Annotated in this window: 22 protein-coding genes; 13 read left to right on the top strand and 9 right to left on the bottom strand. The window is 71.9% G+C overall.

What is annotated here, in order from left to right; all coding sequences use genetic code 11:
• Positions 1–178: 178 nt before the first annotated feature.
• The gene (locus tag AOQ53_RS19330; protein ID WP_059418973.1) at positions 179–361 is read left to right on the top strand and encodes a hypothetical protein; all 183 of its coding nucleotides are present in this window, start codon (positions 179–181) and stop codon (positions 359–361) included.
• Positions 362–397: 36 nt separating this feature from the next.
• On the opposite strand, the gene AOQ53_RS19325 is transcribed toward AOQ53_RS19330, so the two are convergent.
• Both AOQ53_RS19325 and AOQ53_RS19320 read right to left on the bottom strand, forming a co-directional pair.
• Entirely contained in the window at positions 398–1,255 is an 858-nt protein-coding gene (locus AOQ53_RS19325) for a hypothetical protein (RefSeq protein WP_059418972.1), read from the bottom strand.
• Between the two features lie 133 nt (positions 1,256–1,388).
• Positions 1,389–1,685 (bottom strand): hypothetical protein, encoded by a 297-nt coding sequence (locus AOQ53_RS19320; protein ID WP_059418970.1) that lies wholly within the window; start codon positions 1,683–1,685, stop codon positions 1,389–1,391.
• Positions 1,686–1,783: 98 nt separating this feature from the next.
• Between AOQ53_RS19320 and AOQ53_RS19315 the strand changes: the two genes are divergently transcribed.
• Positions 1,784–2,686: an oxygenase MpaB family protein gene (locus AOQ53_RS19315; RefSeq protein WP_059418969.1), complete on the top strand. Its 903-nt coding sequence runs from the start codon at positions 1,784–1,786 to the stop codon at positions 2,684–2,686.
• 48 nt (positions 2,687–2,734) lie between these two features.
• Here AOQ53_RS19315 and AOQ53_RS19310 read toward each other — a convergent pair whose 3' ends face one another.
• Positions 2,735–3,334 carry a class I SAM-dependent methyltransferase gene (locus AOQ53_RS19310; protein ID WP_059418986.1) on the bottom strand — a complete coding sequence of 200 codons (600 nt, stop codon included), beginning with the start codon at positions 3,332–3,334 and terminating at the stop codon, positions 2,735–2,737.
• Positions 3,335–3,486: 152 nt separating this feature from the next.
• Here AOQ53_RS19310 and AOQ53_RS19305 point away from each other — a divergent pair, with 152 nt between their 5' ends.
• The 6 genes from AOQ53_RS19305 (at position 3,487) to AOQ53_RS19285 (ending at position 8,588) form a co-directional block, all read left to right on the top strand.
• Positions 3,487–4,260 carry an MHYT domain-containing protein gene (locus AOQ53_RS19305; RefSeq protein ID WP_059418967.1) on the top strand — a complete coding sequence of 258 codons (774 nt, stop codon included), beginning with the start codon at positions 3,487–3,489 and terminating at the stop codon, positions 4,258–4,260.
• Positions 4,261–4,306: 46 nt separating this feature from the next.
• Positions 4,307–4,462: a hypothetical protein gene (locus AOQ53_RS44720; RefSeq protein WP_167745737.1), complete on the top strand. Its 156-nt coding sequence runs from the start codon at positions 4,307–4,309 to the stop codon at positions 4,460–4,462.
• A gap of 43 nt (positions 4,463–4,505) precedes the next feature.
• A complete protein-coding gene (locus AOQ53_RS19300) occupies positions 4,506–7,052 on the top strand; it encodes a sensor histidine kinase (RefSeq protein WP_059418965.1) in 2,547 nt (848 codons plus the stop codon).
• A complete protein-coding gene (locus AOQ53_RS19295; protein ID WP_020277336.1) occupies positions 7,049–7,486 on the top strand; it encodes a roadblock/LC7 domain-containing protein in 438 nt (145 codons plus the stop codon). Before AOQ53_RS19300 ends, AOQ53_RS19295 begins: the two co-directional genes overlap by 4 nt.
• 22 nt (positions 7,487–7,508) lie before the next feature.
• The gene (locus AOQ53_RS19290) at positions 7,509–7,919 is read left to right on the top strand and encodes a DUF742 domain-containing protein (protein ID WP_059418964.1); all 411 of its coding nucleotides are present in this window, start codon (positions 7,509–7,511) and stop codon (positions 7,917–7,919) included.
• A gap of 63 nt (positions 7,920–7,982) precedes the next feature.
• On the top strand, positions 7,983–8,588 hold the full coding sequence (locus AOQ53_RS19285; protein ID WP_059418962.1) for a GTP-binding protein: 606 nt from the start codon (positions 7,983–7,985) through the stop codon (positions 8,586–8,588).
• 16 nt (positions 8,589–8,604) lie between these two features.
• Here the strand turns inward: AOQ53_RS19285 and AOQ53_RS19280 are convergent, their stop codons facing one another.
• Positions 8,605–9,042, bottom strand: a complete 438-nt coding sequence (locus tag AOQ53_RS19280) for a PPOX class F420-dependent oxidoreductase (RefSeq protein ID WP_059418961.1) — start codon at positions 9,040–9,042, stop codon at positions 8,605–8,607.
• Between the two features lie 95 nt (positions 9,043–9,137).
• Here AOQ53_RS19280 and AOQ53_RS19275 point away from each other — a divergent pair, with 95 nt between their 5' ends.
• The 4 genes from AOQ53_RS19275 (at position 9,138) to AOQ53_RS19260 (ending at position 11,922) form a co-directional block, all read left to right on the top strand.
• Positions 9,138–9,551 (top strand): roadblock/LC7 domain-containing protein, encoded by a 414-nt coding sequence (locus tag AOQ53_RS19275; RefSeq protein WP_059418960.1) that lies wholly within the window; start codon positions 9,138–9,140, stop codon positions 9,549–9,551.
• Positions 9,552–9,676: 125 nt separating this feature from the next.
• A complete protein-coding gene (locus AOQ53_RS19270) occupies positions 9,677–10,612 on the top strand; it encodes a DUF6397 family protein (RefSeq protein ID WP_059418959.1) in 936 nt (311 codons plus the stop codon).
• 142 nt (positions 10,613–10,754) lie between these two features.
• Positions 10,755–11,126, top strand: coding sequence for a VOC family protein (locus tag AOQ53_RS19265; RefSeq protein WP_059418957.1), 372 nt, complete (start codon positions 10,755–10,757; stop codon positions 11,124–11,126).
• A gap of 10 nt (positions 11,127–11,136) precedes the next feature.
• The gene (locus AOQ53_RS19260; RefSeq protein WP_059418955.1) at positions 11,137–11,922 is read left to right on the top strand and encodes an Fpg/Nei family DNA glycosylase; all 786 of its coding nucleotides are present in this window, start codon (positions 11,137–11,139) and stop codon (positions 11,920–11,922) included.
• A gap of 158 nt (positions 11,923–12,080) precedes the next feature.
• Here the strand turns inward: AOQ53_RS19260 and AOQ53_RS19255 are convergent, their stop codons facing one another.
• The 3 genes from AOQ53_RS19255 to AOQ53_RS19245 form a co-directional block, all read right to left on the bottom strand.
• The gene (locus tag AOQ53_RS19255) at positions 12,081–12,977 is read right to left on the bottom strand and encodes a DMT family transporter (RefSeq protein WP_059418984.1); all 897 of its coding nucleotides are present in this window, start codon (positions 12,975–12,977) and stop codon (positions 12,081–12,083) included.
• 127 nt (positions 12,978–13,104) lie between these two features.
• The gene (locus AOQ53_RS19250; protein ID WP_059418953.1) at positions 13,105–13,977 is read right to left on the bottom strand and encodes an acyl-CoA thioesterase; all 873 of its coding nucleotides are present in this window, start codon (positions 13,975–13,977) and stop codon (positions 13,105–13,107) included.
• 37 nt (positions 13,978–14,014) lie between these two features.
• Entirely contained in the window at positions 14,015–16,528 is a 2,514-nt protein-coding gene (locus tag AOQ53_RS19245; protein WP_059418951.1) for a DEAD/DEAH box helicase, read from the bottom strand.
• 144 nt (positions 16,529–16,672) lie between these two features.
• Between AOQ53_RS19245 and AOQ53_RS19240 the strand changes: the two genes are divergently transcribed.
• Complete coding sequence (locus AOQ53_RS19240; RefSeq protein WP_059418949.1) at positions 16,673–17,467, top strand: metal-dependent hydrolase; 795 nt, start codon at positions 16,673–16,675, stop codon at positions 17,465–17,467.
• Between the two features lie 26 nt (positions 17,468–17,493).
• Here AOQ53_RS19240 and AOQ53_RS19235 read toward each other — a convergent pair whose 3' ends face one another.
• Both AOQ53_RS19235 and AOQ53_RS19230 read right to left on the bottom strand, forming a co-directional pair.
• On the bottom strand, positions 17,494–17,739 hold the full coding sequence (locus AOQ53_RS19235) for a type B 50S ribosomal protein L31 (protein WP_059418946.1): 246 nt from the start codon (positions 17,737–17,739) through the stop codon (positions 17,494–17,496).
• A gap of 35 nt (positions 17,740–17,774) precedes the next feature.
• Entirely contained in the window at positions 17,775–18,245 is a 471-nt protein-coding gene (locus AOQ53_RS19230; RefSeq protein WP_059418943.1) for a DUF5709 domain-containing protein, read from the bottom strand.
• Positions 18,246–18,395: the final 150 nt, after the last annotated feature.

The raw sequence follows: 18,395 nt of genomic DNA, 5'->3' as shown, positions 1-18,395 counted from the left end.
ACAGCATTTCCCGCAACCTCTGGGTATGACTTGGCTGTGAGCTGGGCCACTATAGAGGTCTCAGGGATGCGTAGGGGGCGCGCCTCAGGGATGTCTCAGGGTCGCGGTCAGGAACTGCCGCAAGCGCGGGCCCGTTTTCGAGACAGAGAGCGGCAGTGGCCGCGAAGGAGGCGACATCATGTCCAAGAACACCAAGATCGCCGCAGGTGGTGTGGCAGTCGGGCTCATCCTGTTGATCTGGCTGCCCTGGTGGGCATCGCTCCTGATCATCCTGGGAGTCCCGGCCGCCGCGTATCTCACGCTGGACCCCTCCCAGCGGCGCAGGCTGCGCCGCGCCACCCGCAAGGAGCTGGGCCGTTGACGCGCTGATGGCCGGTGCGGCCGAAGCGGCACCGGCTCAGTTCGGCCGTACGGCCATCTTGTCGAGGGCTTCGAGGAGACCCGGCAGCTCCGGCCCACGGCCCACCGGCAGGATCTCGCCGGGTTCCTCGTCCAGCAGCACGAAGGCGATGTCGTCGGTCCTGGCCACGAGCGACCAGCCGGGGCCGTCGGCCCGCAGGGTCCGCGCGTCACCCGGCGCGAACGACGACCGGACCCGGCCCAGCGGCGGCGGCGAGTCGATGTACGTGCGGGCCTCTGCGAGGACACGCCGGATGCCGCTGTGGCCCTGCTGCCCCTTCTCCCCGCCTCCACCCGGACGGCCGGCCTCAGCGCCTCCGTCGCCCGGGGCCGCCGAGGACCCCGGCGCCGGGAAGGCCGAGTCGTCGACCTGTTCCCGCCACATCGCCCACTGAAGCGCGATCTCGTCAGCGCCCAGGCGCCGCTGGGCCGGACCCCAGACGGTGGTGTCCGGCGGGGTCAGCGGGGGCCGGTCGTCGGCCTCCGGACCGGGATCGTGCGGCGCGGGCACTCCGGGCGCCGCGACGGCGACCGCGAGAGGCCAGCCGGGCAGGGCCGCGACGACCGTGCGCTCGTCGGGCGACAGCTCGTACTCCATCCCGCAGTCCCAGGACGCGATCGCGACGGCCACCAGGGAGACGTCGTCGATGACCACGGTCCACCGGGCGCCGTCGCCGTCCTGGCCGAGCACCAGCCCGTACCCGTCGGCGAGCGGCGCGAGGCCGAGCGCCGCGCACGCCTGCGGATAGTCGTCGCCCAGCACGCTCGGGAACTGCGCCGGCGTCAGCAGCACCGCCGTGAGCACGTAGAGCGCGTCATCCGCGGCGGCGACGGTGTCCTCATCCGTCCCGGCCATCCCAGCCTCCCCATCGGTTCGTCCACCGGCGCGCACCCTAGTGCGCGCGGAAGCCGCTTGTCACGGCCTCGCGTGCGCCAGGAGCTGCCCTTTTCCGGCGGACGGGGCGAATCGGCCGTCCGGGCAGGGCGCGTCACTCCGCCGGCAGCCCCAGCAGCTCACGGGCCACGGTCCGGGGCGATTCGCCGCGTTCCCGTGCGAGCGCGATGACGGCCCGGCCGGCCAGTTCGTTCACCCCGAACGACAGCGCCTCGGGCGAGACCCAGCCGGCCGCCTCGTCGGCCCGCTCCTGGTCGTCCTCAGCGCTCGCAGTGACGTAGGCCGCGGCCGCCTCGAAAAGATTGTGTGGACGTTTGCCCTCGCCGGCCTCCGTCTCCGTGCGCAACGCATGAGCGACTCTGCCTCCGGCCTTCCGGACCTTGCCCCACATCCTGACCACCTTCCCCCTGTGCGGATGTCCCGCCTGCCGGTCATCTCGCCGACTCCAACGTAAAGTTGGATCTCCGGTGACAGAAGGGGGACGGCACTGTGAAGCGCTTCGCACGGCTGGAACAGATACGGCGGATGGACCCGCACCGGGAGGCCACGGAGATCTACCGGCTGAGCGCCGCGTACGAGTTCCCCTGGGACTTCACCCGCGCCCTGGAGCTGGCCCTGTACCGCACGTACGCCGTCCCGAGCATCGGCCGGCTGCTCGCCGAGACGGCGGAGCTCACGGAGCGGACACAGAAGCGCTACGACGACACGTCGCTGCTCTTGGACGCCGTGGTCGAGCACGGCTTCGGCAGCGACCAGGGCAAGACCGCGATCCGCCGCATCAACCAGATGCACCGCAGCTACGACATCAGCAACGACGACATGCGCTACGTGCTCTGTACGTTCGTCGTGGTGCCCAAACGGTGGATCGACGCCTACGCGTGGCGCAGGATGTCGCGCCACGAGATCGTGGCCAGTGTCGTCCACTACCGCACGCTGGGCCGGCACATGGGCATCAAGGACATCCCCGAGACCTACGAGGAGTTCGAGAGCTGCCTCGACGGCTACGAGGCGGCCCACTTCGCCTGGGACGAGGAGGCCCGGCGGGTCTCGGACGCCACGCTCGACCTGATGTCCTCCTGGTACCCGCGCCCGCTCGCGCCGCTGCTGCGCACCACGACCCTCGCGCTGCTCGACGACTCGCTGCTGCGTGCCTTCCGCTACACCCCGCCGAGCGCCGCGACGCGCGCGTGGGTGCGTCGCGCGGTACGCCTGCGGGGCCGCGCCGTCCGTCTGCTGCCGCCCCGGCGCGCCCCGCACTTCGCCCGCCAGAACTGGGAGATCAAGGGCTACCCGTACGGCTACCGGCTCGACGACCTGGGCACGCGCCCGGTCCCGGGCGTCGGGGGCTGCCCCGTGCGGCACGTGGCGGCGTCGGACGCCGAGGCCGGGTGACGCGGCCGGCTGAGGGAGCCGGGTGACGCGGCGGGGTGACGAGGCAGCTCAGTCCTCGCGGACGGCGAGCGCCAGGAAGCGGGAGTCCTCGTCGACGTACGACGCCATGCGCCACCCCGAACCGGCCAGCAGCGGCCTGAGGTTGGGCTCGGCGCGCAGGTCGTCCGGGGTGAGCGGGCGGCCGTGGCGCGCGGCCAGGGCCGCCCTGCCGATCGGGTGGAACAGCGCCAGCACACCACCGGGACGCACCACGCGCGCCAGCTCCCGCAGATTCTCGGCCGGACTCGGCAGATGCGAGATCAGGCCCGCCCCGAACACGGCGTCCAGCGAGTGCGAGCGCAGCGGCAGCGCGGCAACGTCCGTGAGCAGCAACGCCCCGTCACGGTCCCGTCCGGCTCGCACGGCCTCCCGCAGCATGGCCGGGGTCAGATCGGCCCCGAGTACCACTCCCGAGGACCCCACGGCGGCACGCAGCGGCGGCAGGGCGCGTCCGGTGCCGCACCCCGCGTCGAGGACGCGGTCGCCCGGGCGCAGTCCGAGCTCGGCGACCGCGGCAGCGTAGGCCGGACCGTCATCGGGGAACCGGCTGTCCCAGTCGGCGGCGCGGGCGGTGAAGAACTCCTGGACACGCGTCTGGTCGTCGCTCATGTACGGCATGATTCCTCACCGGCACGGATGACGCCTCAGTGCACACGTTCGAGCGTGACCCGATCGATCCGGTACATCCTTGCGTCATACTCCAACACCTTTCGAAATGCGCCCCCTTCGGGCGCCCCTGCCGGGTCTAGCGTCCCGGGGTCATGGGACACCTGGACCACGCCGCCCTGGGGTGGCTGACCCCCGTGCTGTCGTACGTGATGGCCTGCATCGGCGCCGCCCTCGGGCTGCGCTGCACCGTCCGCGCGCTCGCCGCCACCGGGCGCTCGCGCCGCAACTGGCTCGTCACCGCCGCCTCGGCGATCGGCACCGGCATCTGGACCATGCACTTCGTGGCCATGCTCGGTTTCAGCGTCGCCGGCACCGATATCCGCTACGACGTGCCGCTCACTTTGCTGAGCCTGCTCGTCGCCATGGTCGTCGTCTGCGCCGGCGTCTTCGCCGTCGGCTACAGCCGGGACCGCGGCAGGGCCCTGCTGGTCGGCGGGCTCACCACCGGTCTCGGCGTGGCCAGCATGCACTACCTGGGCATGGCGGCCGTCCGCCTGCACGGCGACGTGACCTACGACCCGGTGCTCGTCGGGCTCTCCGTCCTGATCGCCGTCGTCGCCGCGACGGCGGCTCTGTGGGCGGCGCTCAACATCAAGTCGCCCGTCGCGGTCACCATCGCCTCCCTGATCATGGGCGCGGCCGTCAGCAGCATGCACTACACCGGGATGTTCGCGGTGAGCGTGCGCGTGACGCCCACCGGGGAGGCACTGCCCGGGGCCACGGCGATGCAGTTCATCTTCCCCCTCGCCGTCGGCCTCGGGTCCTACCTCTTTCTGACCTCCGCCTTCGTCGCGCTGTCGCCGACGGCAGGGGAGCGTGAGGCGTCCGCGTCGGCCCAGCGGCCGGTCGAGAGCATCGCCCGTTAGCCGCGACCGAGGCCCGGCGGGGCGGGCGACAGGCCCTCCGGACGGCATGCCCCATGGTCTGGACGACATGGCCCGCGGCCCGGACGACATGGCCCGCGGCCCGGACGGCACGCCCCGCGGTCCGAACGGCAAGCCGCACGGTCCGAACGGCAAGCCCCACGGTCTGGACGGCAGCCGTCGAAGCCCGGACGGCACGCCCTGAAGCCGGGGTGACACGCCCCGAACCACCCCCGAGCGAGGAGTCCATGCGTACACCCCGTAGGCCCCCCACAGCCGGCGCCGAGGCGCCGCCCCCGCCCGTGCGCGGTCGCCGCGCGCACGCCGGACCACCGGCCGACGAGGGCTCCGAGGCGCCCTCGGGGGCCGCACCGGACGGAGTGCCCACGCGTGCGGAGCGCTGGCACATACGCCCCCGTACCGTGCGCGCCAAGATCGTCTGCCTGCTGATGGTGCCGGTCGTCTCCCTCCTGGCCCTGTGGGCCCACGCCACTGTCACCACCGCCCAGGACGTCTCCCGGCTGCGGCAGGTCCAGCGTGTGGACGCCATGGTCCGCGCCCCCGTCTCCGCCTCGGTCGCCGCCCTCCAGGCCGAACGAGCCGCCGCCGTACGCCGCGCCACCGACCCCTCCGCCGCGGGGACCGACGAACTCGACGAACTCGCCCGGCGCACCGACCGGGCCGTCGCGAAACTGCGGCTCGGCGAGAACAGCACCGTCGCCGACAGCGAGGAACTGCCCGCCGGAGTCGCCCGCCGGCTGGAGGCGTTCGTCACCGGTGCCGGGCAACTGCGTCCGCTGCGGACCGACCTGCGGGACCGGCGCGCGGGCTGGGCCGAGACGTACGACCGCTACACCCGGACCATCTCCGAGGCTCTCGGCGTCGGTGGTGCCCTCACCGGCATCCAGGACGCCGACCTCGGCTCCGACGCGCGCGTGCTGCTCGAATTCTCCCGGGCCGGCGAGGCGTTGGCCCGGGAGGACGCGCTTCTGGCGAGTGCCCGCCTGTCCGGGACGCTGACCGGGGAGCGGCTCCGGCTCTTCACCGGCGCCGTCGACCTGCGCCGCACCCTGACCGAGTCGGCCGTCACCGACCTGCGCGGCACCGAACGCTCCGCGTGGGACGCCCTCGCCGACAGCAGTGCCTACGCCGGGCTGGGCGACGCCGAGGACGGGATCCTCGCCGGCGGACCGGGCGCCAAGGCGATCGAGGCGGTACCCGGGAGCACCTGGAACACCGCCCACGCGCGCGTGCAGAACGGCATGCGCACGATCGAGGAGGACGCCGCACGAGGCGTCGCGGAGCGAGCCGACCCGTTCACCCGGGGACTGCTCACCCCGGCCGGCGCAGCCGTCCTGCTCGGCCTCGCCGCCGTCGCCGCCTCGCTCGTCATCTCCGTGCGCATCGGCCGCGGTCTCGTGGTGGAGCTCGTGAGCCTGCGCAACAGCGCCCTGGAGATCGCCCGGCGCAAACTCCCCGAGGCCATGCAGAGACTGCGCGCGGGCGAGGAGATCGACATCCGCGCCGAGGCACCGCCGGGTCCGTCCGCCGAGGACGAGACCGGACAGGTCGCCGAGGCCCTCGGCACGGTCCACCGGGCCGCGCTGCGGGCCGCCGTCGAGCGCGCCGAACTCGCCAGCGGCATCTCCGGCGTCTTCGTCAACCTCGCCCGCCGCAGCCAGATTCTCGTCCACCGGCAACTGAGCCTCCTCGACAGCATGGAACGCCGCTCCGACGACCCGAACGAACTGAGCGACCTCTTCCGCCTCGACCACCTCACCACCCGCATGCGGCGCCACGCGGAGAGCCTGATCATCCTCTCCGGAGCGGCCCCCGGCCGTGCCTGGCGCAGGCCCGTCTCCCTGACCGACGTGGTCCGCGCGGCCGTCTCCGAAGTGGAGGACTACGCGCGCGTGGAGGTACGGCAACTCCCCGAGGCGGCCGTCGTCGGCGCGGCCGTGGCCGACCTCACGCACCTCCTCGCCGAGATCATCGAGAACGCCGCCCAGTTCTCGCCGCCCCACACGCGTGTGCGCGTCACCGGCGAACCCGTCGGCAACGGCTACGCCGTCGAGGTCGAGGACCGCGGCCTCGGCATGGGCAAGGAGACCCTCGCCGAGGCCAACCGCCGCATCGAGCAGTCCGAGGCGCTCGACCTGTTCGACAGCGACCGGCTCGGTCTGTTCGTGGTCAGCAGGCTCGCCGCCCGGCACGGCATCAAGGTCCACCTGAGGACCTCGCCGTACGGCGGCACCACCGCGGTCGTCCTGGTGCCCACCGCCCTGCTGCACACCGGGGCGGCGGAACGGTCCCGCGGTGAAGCGGAACGGTCCCGCGGTGAAGCGGTGCACGCGCGCCAGCCCGCGGAACGCGCCCACGCGCGCGTGCCCGACGACATCCCGCATCAGGACAACGTCCCCGATGCCGTCCCGGCACCGGCCGACCGGCGCGCCCTGGTGGCTCCCGTCCCGGCCGTCGCGGAGACCACGAGCCACACCCCACCCCCAGGAGTCGCGACCTTGCGACTGCACCGGCCCCAGGAGCAGCCCGAAGGCTCCGACGACCTCCCGCGTCGCGTGCGGCAGGCCAGCCTCGCACCCCAACTGCGCGAGGGGCGCCCCGAGGAGCCCCCGCTCTCGCCCGCACCCCGGGATGACGAACGCACCCCCGAGCTCGTCCGGGACCGCATGACGGCGTACCGCGACGGCTGGACGCGCGGCGGCGGCCGGCGACCCGGCCGCGGAACCACCCCCGGCCCGACGGGCAGTGACAGCTTCGAAGGAGACCTCGCATGATCCAGGACCCGAGCACGCATTCCGCCCGGAGCTCCGGCGAACTCGACTGGCTGCTGGACGATCTGGTGCTCCGCGTGAGCGAGATACGGCACGCCGTGGTGCTGTCCAACGACGGCCTGGCCGTGGGCGCCTCGACCGACCTCCGCCGCGAGGACGCCGAGCACCTCGCCGCGGTCGCCTCGGGCTTCCACAGCCTCGCCAAGGGAGCCGGACGGCACTTCGGTGCCGGCGGTGTCCGCCAGACCATGGTGGAGATGGACGAGGGCTTCCTGTTCGTGGCCGCAGCGGGCGACGGATCATGCCTCGCCCTCCTCACCGCCGTGACCGCCGACATCGGCCTCGTGGCGTACGAGATGGCGCGTCTGGTCAAACGCGTCGGAGAGCACCTCGGCACGGCGCCCCGCGTCGGCGCCCGGCCACCCGCCGCCGGATGAACCGAGAGGGCGGTCCGCGCAGATGACCGAGGACATGACGGGCACCCCGCCCGAGCAGGGCAGCCAGTGGTACGACCACGAGGCCGGCCCGCTCGTCCGCCCCTACGCCATGACGGGCGGACGCACCCGGCCCGGGCCAACCGGCGTGCGGTTCGACCTGATCGCCCTGGTCACGCTGGACCCTGCCGCACCCGGCGTGGTCGACGTCCCGCTCGGTCCGGAACACCGGGCCCTCCTCGACCTGTGCCGTACGGAGACCCAGTCGGTCGCCGAACTCGCCGCGGGCGCGGACCTGCTCGTGGGCGTCGTCAGGGTCCTCCTCAGCGACCTCCTGGAACTCGGCTGCGTCACCGTCAGCCGCCCCGTGCCGCCGGCACAGCTGCCCGACGAGCGCATCCTGCGCGAGGTGATCGCAGGACTGAGGGCGCTGTAGATGCCGACACACCGCCCACGTACTCACCTCATCCCTTGCCGGCACTCCCGAGAGAAGTGATCAATGGTTTCCGAGCACTCCGACGCCACCGGCGGCGAGGCCTCCGCACTGGCGTTGAAGATACTGGTCGCCGGCGGGTTCGGCGTGGGCAAGACCACCCTGGTCGGCGCCGTCAGCGAGATCCGGCCGCTGCGCACGGAGGAACTGCTCAGCGAAGCCGGCCAGTTGGTGGACGACACCGACGGTGTGGACCACAAGACCACCACGACCGTCGCCATGGACTTCGGACGCATCACCATCCGCTCCGGCCTCTCCCTGTACCTGTTCGGCACGCCGGGCCAGGACCGGTTCTGGTTCCTGTGGGACGAGTTGTCACAAGGGGCGCTCGGCGCGGTGGTCCTCGCGGACACCCGCCGCCTGGAGGACTGCTTCCCCGCGGTCGACTACTTCGAGCACCGGCGCATCCCGTTCGTGGTGGCCGTCAACTGCTTCGCGGGCGCACGGCGGCACGGCGCCCCGGATGTCTCACGCGCCCTCGACCTCGACCGCGGGACGCCCGTGGTGCTGTGCGACGCCCGGGACCGCGACTCGGGGAAGGAGGTGCTGATCCGGCTCGTCGAGTACGCCGGGCGGATGCACACCGCCCGGCTTCTCGACTCGGTCGGCTGAGGCGGGTTCCTCTCCGTCAGTCCGCGACGTCCCGCTCCGCCAGGACCCTGTCGATGGTGACCCGAACCAGGAGTTCGCCCGGGACGCCGTTGCGGGCGCCGAACTTCTCGGCGCGCTCCTCGCCCATGTACCGGGCCCCGATGCGGGTGGCCCAGTGCCGTATCTCGTCGAGGTCCTCCGAGACGCGGGCGCGGCCCCGCACCACCACGAAGGAGTAGGGCGGCCGGTCGTCGTCCACACACAGGGCGACCCGGCCGTCACGGATCAGATTGCGCCCCTTCACGCTGTCCTTGCCGGTGTTGAACACCAGCTCGTCGCCGTCCAGGACGAACCAGATCGGGGTCACGTGCGGGCCCCCGTCGGCCCGTACCGTGGAGAGCTTTCCGGTGCGGGTCCCGTAGGAAACGAACTGCCGCCATTGCGCGTCGGTCATCTTCTCTGCCGTGGCTCCCATCCTCCTTGCCCCGACAGCGGTCGTGGGGAAGGCTGGCGTGGAGATCCTCCGGCCAGGAGGAGAATCGCACGGGGAGAAAACGGGGAGATCGGAACATGGCGCAGAACCAGGGACTGGACTGGCTGCTGGACGACCTGACCGAGCGCGTCCACCAGGTGCGGCACGCACTGGTCCTGTCCAACGACGGTCTGGTGACAGGGGCGAGTACCGGGCTGCGCCGCGAGGATGCGGAGCACCTCGCGGCCGTGTCGTCCGGACTGCACAGCCTGGCCAAGGGCTCGGGACGGCACTTCGGCGCGGGCAGCGTACGCCAGACGATGATCGAGTTCGACGACGCGGTGCTCTTCGTCACCGCGGCCGGCACGGGCAGTTGTCTGTGCGTCCTCAGCGGCGCGGAGGCCGACATCGGCCAGATCGCCTACGAGATGACACTTCTGGTCAACCGGGTCGGCGAGCACCTCGACGTGGATGAACGCCAGCCCGAACGGAAACCGGAAACTGGCGTCTGACCTGCACATTCGTCACCCCCGCGGAGTTATCCACAGGCTCGCCACGACGTGCGCCGAAGCGGCTACGGTTTTTTCACGGCGACCGCACACGGCGTGAGCCGCCGACTCCACGGGGGAGACCGACCATGTCAGGCACCATCGCGAAAACCGACTGCCTCACCTGCGCCCCGAGCCGGGCCGCCCGCGAACTCGACCTCAGGCGGCGTGAGTTCGACCTGGCGGTGAATCTCGGACTCATCCGGACCGTCCCCGACGAAGGAGGCGGAGGCCGGCGGGTAGCCCGCGCCGAGATCGACCGGCTGCGCGCCGATGACGGCTTTCCGGACACACTGCGCGAGCGCGTCGCGACCGCAGGAACCAGCGAGGGCGCCAAGCTCATGGACGTGACTCCCGCCAGGTTCACGAGCCTCGCGCGCTTCGGCCTGCTTGTCCCCGTGCGCTTCTATCTCAACCGCTACCGCACCGTCGTATGGCTCTATCTGGCCGAGGAACTACGGCAGTTCGCGGCCGAGGAGAGCAACGCCCGGCTGCTGACCGGCCGCGCGCCCGCGCAGGTTCGGGAAGGGCTGAAGGCTGGGCTGGACCGGCGTCCCCGCAACTGGCGGGGCCGGCACATCGGGTTCCTGCTGCGGCAGGCGGGAGACGACCCGTGGGCGCACGCGGCGGCCGTCGCCTGCCTCCTCGACCCGGCCGACGTGGCGGAGGTCGTCGAGGACCCGTACGAGCGCGCCCACCTGAACCGCTGCCGCCCCCGGCTCCCGGCGCACGGCGCGTCCGCATCGCCCGCCGCCGACCGGGCCCAGGAGCTCATGACGGCGAGCGAGCCGGACGAAGTGGCCTGGTTCCGTGCGGATCTCGCCCACACGGTGGAAGCGGCCCGAAGGCGACACCCGGCACCACGCCCGGCCCCGGGACCGGCCTCAGGGCAGGTACCGGCTCCGACCTCAGCGCCGGAGCCTGTCGCAGCTCCGGCGGAAGTCCGGTCCGTGCCCCCGGACCACACGCCTTCCCACGGCCTCCTGGGCTGGCTGCGCCGCAGAGGCCGGCGGCCTGCCGGGTGACCCCGGCGCCCCCTGCCCGGCGCCTCCTGCCGGGTGCCCCCTGCCGGGGCGGAGGGCGCGCCCCGCTGTCCGCCCGATAAGCGATGAGTTTCCGGATGCGCCCCGGTCCCATCTGTGAGGAGACTATGTCCGGGAGGCGATCATGTTCGGTACGACGAAGGCGTACAGCGGGTTCTCCGTGAACGACATCGAGGCGGCCAGGAAGTTCTACGGCGACACGCTGGGACTCCGCGTCTCGGAAGAGCACGGCATGCTGATCCTGCACATCGCGGGCGGCCGGGACATCCTGGTCTACCCGAAGGAGGACCACACCCCGGCGACCTACACCATCCTCAACTTCCCCGTCGACGACATCGAGGCGGCGGTCGACGAGCTGAGCAGAAGGGGGGTGCGTTTCGAGCGCTACGACCACCTCAAGGCGGACGACAAGGGCATCTTCCGCGGGGGCGGCCCGCTGATCGCGTGGTTCACCGACCCGGCGGGGAACGTGCTGTCCGTCCTCCAGGAATCCTGACCCCTCCATCATGCCCGAGCTGCCTGATGTCGAGGGCTTCCGGCAGGTGCTCGAGTCCTGTGCGAGGGGACGGGTCGTGCGGCATGTCGAGGTGCGGGACGCGGGCGTCCTGCACGGAGTCGGGGTTCGGGGCCTGCGTGACGCGCTGGAGGGCCGGCGGTTCGGAACCCCGGACCGGCACGGCAAGTGGCTGCTCGCCCGCACCGGCGGCCCCACCCTGGTGCTGCACTTCGGCATGACCGGCCGGCTGGTCTGCGGTCGTCCAGACGATGCCGTCGAGGCCCCCGACCGGGTGCTGTTCACCCTGAGCGGGAACCGTCAGCTGCGCTTCCGGGACCAGCGCAAGCTCCAGGGCCTGTGGCTGGCCCACGACGACTCCGACCTCGACCGGCTGCTCGGTCGGCAGGGCCCCGACGCGATGGCGGTGGACCGCGCGGAGTTCGAGGCCGTGCTCTCGTCGCGCCGAGGTCACCTGAAGACCGCGCTCACCGACCAGTCCGTCCTGGCCGGCCTCGGCAATCTGCTCGCCGACGAGATCCTGTGGCGTGCCCGGCTGCCCCCCGGCCGCCCGGCGCGTGAGCTCACCCAGGACGACCGCCGTCGCCTGTACACCGAGATGCGCAGAACCCTGCGGTCCGCCGTCAGCGCCGGCTGCGTGCCGCCGCGGGACTCCTGGCTCACCGGACATCGTGACGACCCCGATCCCAGGTGCCCGCGCTGCGGCAGCGGTCTGCGCCGGTCCCGGATGGCGGGCCGTGGCACGGTGTGGTGCCCGCGATGCCAGCCGGAAGGGTGATCCGTCCGCCCAGGGCCGGTCGGTCGCCGGGCGTCAGGGCTCAGCCAGGGCTGGCCTGGACCGGACAGTCGCCGGGGGCCAGTCAGTCGGCGACCTCCTGCGACCTCAGGGCGGTCCCGGCACTCAGGGCACTCCCGGATCGCAGGGCACCCCGGCTCTCATGGCACTCCCGCCGTCCGGCGTTCCTCGTCCGGCGCCATGAGCGACTGCGTGAACGGAATCCGCGACAGGGCGAGCACCCCTGCGGCGATCAGCGCGACACCGGACAGCTGGGGCAGCAGCCACCACCCGGTGCGGACCGTCTCCTCGTAGAGGGTGATACCGAGGGCGAGGCTCACCATCGCGTCGCCGAGGGTGAGCGCGGGCTGTGAGGCGACCAGGGGACCGGCCTGCATCGCGTTCTCCAGCAGGAACAGCGCGCACACGCCGGTCGCGGCGAACGCGTAGGTCTGCCAGGCGGTGAGGAATGACACGAGTCCTTGCCCGTCGAGGATGTGGATGGCGGCCTTCATCAACGCCGCGGTGACCGCGTAGCTGATCGCAGTCGCGGCACCCAGACACGCCGCCCGGGCCCGGCCCTCCGGGCGCCGCAGGGCGGCGACGGCGAGGCCGGCGACCGCCCCGGCGCACACGGCGAGCGCGGGGATCCAGCGGTTCAGCTCCACATGGGTGCGATTGCCGGTCGGGGACGCGGCGGCGAGCGCGACCGCCAGCCCGGCCACCACCACCGTCACGGCCAGCCAGCCCGTGCGCGGCAGATGCCGGTGCATCAGCAGCGACGCGACGACGAGGGTCAGCGGCAGCTCCAGCACGAACAGCGGCTGCACGATCGTCAGCGGACCGGTCGCCAGCGCCAGCGCCTGGCACACGGCGGCGCCGATCACCGCGAGGATGCCGGCCAGCCAGACGGGCCGGCGCAGCAGGTCGGCGATCAGCCCGGCCCTGAACCCCTGGGAGCGCGGCACGGTGAGCGCCGCCTTGCGCTGCAACACCGTCGCGACGGCGTTGCTGAGGGCCGCGCAGACCGCGAAGACGACGGGGAGCACGGTGTGCAGCGTGGCCACCTCCCGGATCAGCGGGCATGTGACGCCGGCAGAGTGCCTCCTCCTGCCATGGTCGCCGGAACGGGGCATGGGCGCGATCGGAGCCCCGAACAGCGGCCCCGACCTGCATATGACCAGGTCAGTCCAGCTTGCGGAAGAGCCCCTCCTGCACGACCGACACGACCAGCCGGCCCTCACGGTCGTAGATCCGGCCCCGGGCCAGACCGCGGCCGCCGACCGCGATGGGCGACTCCTGGTCGTACAGCAGCCAGTCGTCGGCCCGGAACGGGCGGTGGAACCACATGGCGTGGTCCAGTGACGCCATGTCGAAGCCCCGCGGGCCCCACAGCGGCTCGACCGGGATACGGACGGCGTCCAGGAGGGTCATGTCGCTGGCGTAGGTGAGGGCGCAGGTGTGCACGAGCGGGTCGTCACCGAGCGGCCCGACCGCGCGCATCCACACGGCGCTGCGCGGCTCGGCGTCCGCGACCTCCTCGGTGGTCCACCGCAGCCGGTCCACGTAGCGGATGTCGAAGGGCTGGCGGCGGGCCATCCGCTCCAACTGCTCGGGCAGTGCGCCAAGATGCTCCCGGATCTCGTCCGTGACCGTGGGCAGTGACTCCGGGTCCGGGACCTTGCGGGCCGGCGGCAGCTGGTGCTCGAAGCTGCCCTCCTCCGGCTTGTGGAAGGAGGCGGTGAGATTGAAGATCGTACGGCCCTGCTGCACGGCCGTGACCCGGCGGGTCGTGAACGACCGCCCGTCGCGCACCCGCTCGACCTGGTAGACGATCGGCACGCCCGGGATGCCCGGGCGCAGGAAGTAAGCGTGCAGCGAGTGCACGGGCCGGTCGCCGTCCGTGGTGCGGCCGGCGGCGACCAGGGCCTGGCCCGCCACCTGGCCGCCGAAGACTCGCTGGAGGGACTCCTGCGGGCTGCGGCCACGGAAGATGTTGACCTCGATCTGCTCCAGATCGAGCAGGTCGACCAGTCTCTCGGCCGGGTTCGTCGTCATGGGTGGGATTCTCCTGTGCTCGCTGCTGCCGGGCCGTTCACAGCTGGCCGACGTCGGTGACCCGGACGACCGCTCGGCCCTCCGCGTCCGAGGCGGTCAGGTCGACCTCCGCGCTGATGCCCCAGTCGTGGTCGCCGTTCGGGTCGTGGAAGATCTGCCGGACCCGCCACAGGGCGTTCTCCGGCTCCTCCTCGATGAGCAGCAGCTTGGGGCCGCGGGCGTCGGGGCCGGTGCCGAGGTCGTCGTACTCGTCCCAGTACTTGTCCATCGCCTCGCCCCACGCGTCGGCGTCCCAGCCGGACTCCGCGTCCATCTCGCCCAGTTCCCCGACCTGGTCGAGGGCGGCCAGCTCGACCCGGCGGAACATGGCGTTGCGGACCAGGACGCGGAAGGCACGCGCGTTGGCCGTGACCGGCTTGACCTCGTCGGCCTTCTCCTGGGCCTCCTCGGCGGTCATCTCCTCCGGGTTGGCGAGCTGCTCCCACTCGTCCAACAGGCTGGAGTCGACCTGGCGCACCATCTCGCCCAGCCACTCGATCAGATCCTGGAGGTCCTCGGATTTGAGGTCGTCCGGGACGGTGTGGTCGAGGGCCTTGTAGGCGCTGGCGAGGTAGCGCAGCACGATGCCCTCGGTGCGCGCCAGCTCGTAGTGGGACACCAACTCCGTGAAGGACAGCGCCCGTTCGTACATGTCACGGATGACCGACTTCGGCGACAGCGGATGGTCGCCGACCCAGGGGTGGCTCTTGCGGTAGGTGTCGTACGCGTGGAAGAGCAGCTCCTCCAGGGGCTTCGGGTACGTGATGTCCTGGAGGCGCTCCATGCGCTCCTCGTACTCGACGCCGTCCGCCTTCATCGCGGCCACGGCCTCGCCGCGCGCCTTGTTCTGCTGGGCGGCGAGGATCTGCCGCGGGTCGTCCAGGGTGGACTCGACCACGGACACCATGTCGAGCGCGTACGACGGCGATTCGGGGTCCAGCAGCTCGAACGCGGCCAGCGCGAACGTGGACAGCGGCTGGTTGAGCGCGAAGTCCTGCTGGAGGTCGACGGTGAGGCGGACGATGCGGCCGCTCGCGTCCGGCTCGTCGAGCTTCTCGACGATGCCGCCGTCCAGCAGCGAGCGGTAGATCGCGATGGCCCGGCGGATGTGCCGCAACTGCTGCTTGCGCGGCTCGTGGTTGTCCTCCAGCAGGTGGCGCATCGCCTCGAAGGCGTTGCCGGGGCGGGCGATCACCGACAGCAGCATCGTGTGCGTCACCCGGAACCGGGAGCTCAGTGGCTCCGGTTCGGACGTGATGAGCTTCTCGAAGGTCTGCTCCGACCACGCGACGAAGCCCTCCGGGGCCTTCTTGCGGACGACCTTGCGGCGCTTCTTCGGATCGTCACCTGCCTTGGCGAGGGCCTTCTCGTTCTCGACGACGTGCTCGGGCGCCTGCGCGACGACGAAGCCCTCCGTGTCGTAACCGGCCCGGCCGGCACGCCCCGCGATCTGGTGGAACTCCCGGGCGCGCAGCGTGCGGACGCGCGTGCCGTCGTACTTGGTGAGGGCCGTGAACAGCACCGTGCGGATGGGGACGTTGACGCCCACGCCGAGGGTGTCCGTGCCGCAGATGACCTTCAGCAGGCCGGCCTGGGCGAGCTTCTCCACCAGGCGGCGGTACTTGGGCAGCATGCCGGCGTGATGGACGCCGATGCCGTGCCGGACGTAACGGGAGAGGTTACGACCGAACTTGGTGGTGAAGCGGAAGTTGCCGATCAGGTCGGCGATCTGCTCCTTCTCCTCGCGCGAGCACATGTTGATGCTCATCAGCGCCTGCGCCCGCTCCACGGCCTGCGCCTGCGTGAAGTGCACGATGTAGACGGGAGCCTGCCGGGCTGCCAGCAGGTCGGTGAGCGTCTCCGTGAGAGGCGTGTACCGGTACTCGTACGACAGGGGCACCGGACGGGTCGCCGAGCGGACCACCGCCGTCGGGCGGCCGGTGCGGCGGTTGAGGTCCTTCTCGAAGAAGGAGACGTCGCCGAGCGTCGCCGACATCAGCACGAACTGTGCCTGCGGCAGCTCCAGGATCGGGATCTGCCAGGCCCAGCCGCGGTCGCCCTCCGCGTAGAAGTGGAACTCGTCCATCACGACCTGGCCGACGTCCGCGTCCTTGCCGTCGCGCAGCGCGATCGACGCGAGCACCTCGGCGGTGCAGCAGATCACGGGGGCGTCGGCGTTGACGGACGCGTCGCCGGTCAGCATGCCGACGTTCTCCGTGCCGAAGATCTTGCACAGTTCGAAGAACTTCTCCGACACCAGCGCCTTGATCGGGGCGGTGTAGAAGGTGACCTCGTCCCGGGCCAGCGCGGCGAAGTGCGCACCCGCCGCGATCATGCTCTTGCCGGAACCGGTGGGCGTCGACACGATCACGTTCGCGCCGGAGACCACCTCGATCAGCGCCTCCTCCTGGTGGGGATAGAGCGTGAGCCCCCGCTCACCGGCCCACGACTCGAAGGCTTCGTACAGGGCGTCGGGGTCGGCGGTCGGCGGCAGCTGATCGATGAGGGTCACGCCCCCATCTTGCCTGGCCTCCTGCCCGATGCGGGAATCGGCTGCGGGCACGAAGATCGCGAACGCTACGCTGTGTCGCCGACGGGATGTCAGGGCGCCGGTCAACTGGACAGCGGTACACGAGGAATGGGGCGGGCAACGCCGATGATGGGACCAGCACACTCACTGTCGGGCGCCGCCGCCTGGCTCGGCGTCGGTGCGGCCGCCGCTGCGGCTGGGCACCCGATGCCCTGGCCGGTCCTCCTCGTCGGCGCTCTGATCTGTGCCGGTGCCGCGCTCGCCCCGGACCTCGACCACAAGGCGGCCACCATCTCGCGGTCCTTCGGACCGGTGTCGCGCTGGCTGTGCGAGATCGTCGACAAGCTGTCGTACGCCGTCTACAAGGCCACCAAGAAGCAGGGCGATCCGCGCCGCTCCGGCGGGCACCGGACGCTCACGCACACCTGGCTGTGGGCGGTGCTCATCGGTGTGGGCACCTCGGTCGTTGCGATCACCAGCGACCGCTGGGGGGTGCTGGCGATCCTCTTCGTGCACATGGTCCTGGCCATCGAGGGTCTGCTGTGGCGGGCGACGCGCGGCTCCAGCAGCGAGGTCCTGGTGTGGCTGCTGGCCGCGGCCACCGCGTGGATCCTCGCGGGTGTGCTGGACAAGCCGGGCAACGGCGCGGACTGGCTGTTCACGGCGCCGGGCCAGGAGTACCTGTGGCTGGGGCTGCCGGTCGTGCTCGGCGCGATCGTGCACGACATCGGGGACGCGCTGACCGTCTCCGGCTGCCCGATCCTGTGGCCGATTCCCGTCGGGCGCAAGCGCTGGTACCCGGTCGGGCCGCCGAAGTTCATGCGGTTCCGGGCGGGCAGCTGGGTCGAGCTCAAGGTGCTGATGCCGGTGTTCATGCTGCTCGGCGGGGTGGGCTGCGCGGCGGCGCTCAACGTCATCTGAGCGCCTGCCGAGCCGGAGGAGGGGGCTCAGCGGCCGCCGTACCGGCGCTCGAACGCGGCGACCCGGCCCTCCGAGTCCACCGTGCGGGCCTTGCCCGTGTAGAAGGGGTGGCTCTCCGAGGAGATCTCCACGTCCACGACCGGATAGGTCTCGCCGTCGTCCCACTCGATGGTCTGGTCGCTGGTCGCGGTGGACCGGGTCAGGAACGCGTAACCGGCGGCCCGGTCGCGGAAGACGACGGCGTGGTAGTCGGGGTGCTTGTCCTGCTGCATGGCTGCTCCTCGTGCGGCTCGGGTCGGTTCCGCGATCAGCCGGGCAGGACGTCCTCGTCGACGATGTGCACGGCTGCCTCCTCGGCCGACGCCGCCGCGCCGTCGATGCCCACGTCCATGGCGACCAGCGCGCTCTCCTCGTCCTCGTGCGCGCCCTCGTCGGGGGCCACGAGCCGGCCGGAGCGGGCGGCGCCGACCTCGTTGTCCAGGAGTTCCCCGTCGGTGCCCTGGCAGTCCCCGAGACCGTCACCGTCCGGGGCGACGGGCTCCGGCAGCTCCTCGGCGAGCCGCTGGTCCAGCGTCTCGCCCCGCAGCCGCTCCGCCGCCGTGACGCCGGTGTGCTCCACGGCCCAGGGCCGCTCGGGAGGGGACCAGCCCCGGTCGAGGGGATCGTCGACGCCGTCGTACTCCAGGGTGTCCTCGGCGTCGAGCAGCCCCGTGTCCTCTCTCTGCTCGGATGGTTCCGGCTGGTAGACGTCGTCTCCCCAGCCGTCGGAGCTCTTCACGGGTACCTCCAGGGGGTGGGGCGGGCCCGTTCACACCGGGGCCCGCGCCGGGCCGCCGCCACACGGAGCACTGACGCCGCCCGCCGCCGGACCGCTGCCGCGGTTCCCGGGCGATCCCCCGAGCCGGTGCCTGATTCCAGCCTTCCACCC

This window comes from Streptomyces azureus (assembly GCF_001270025.1).
GTDB classification, from domain to species: Bacteria; Actinomycetota; Actinomycetes; order Streptomycetales; family Streptomycetaceae; genus Streptomyces; species Streptomyces azureus.
Note: the sequence above shows the minus strand (reverse complement) of the source record. Positions and strands in the feature narration are given on the sequence as shown.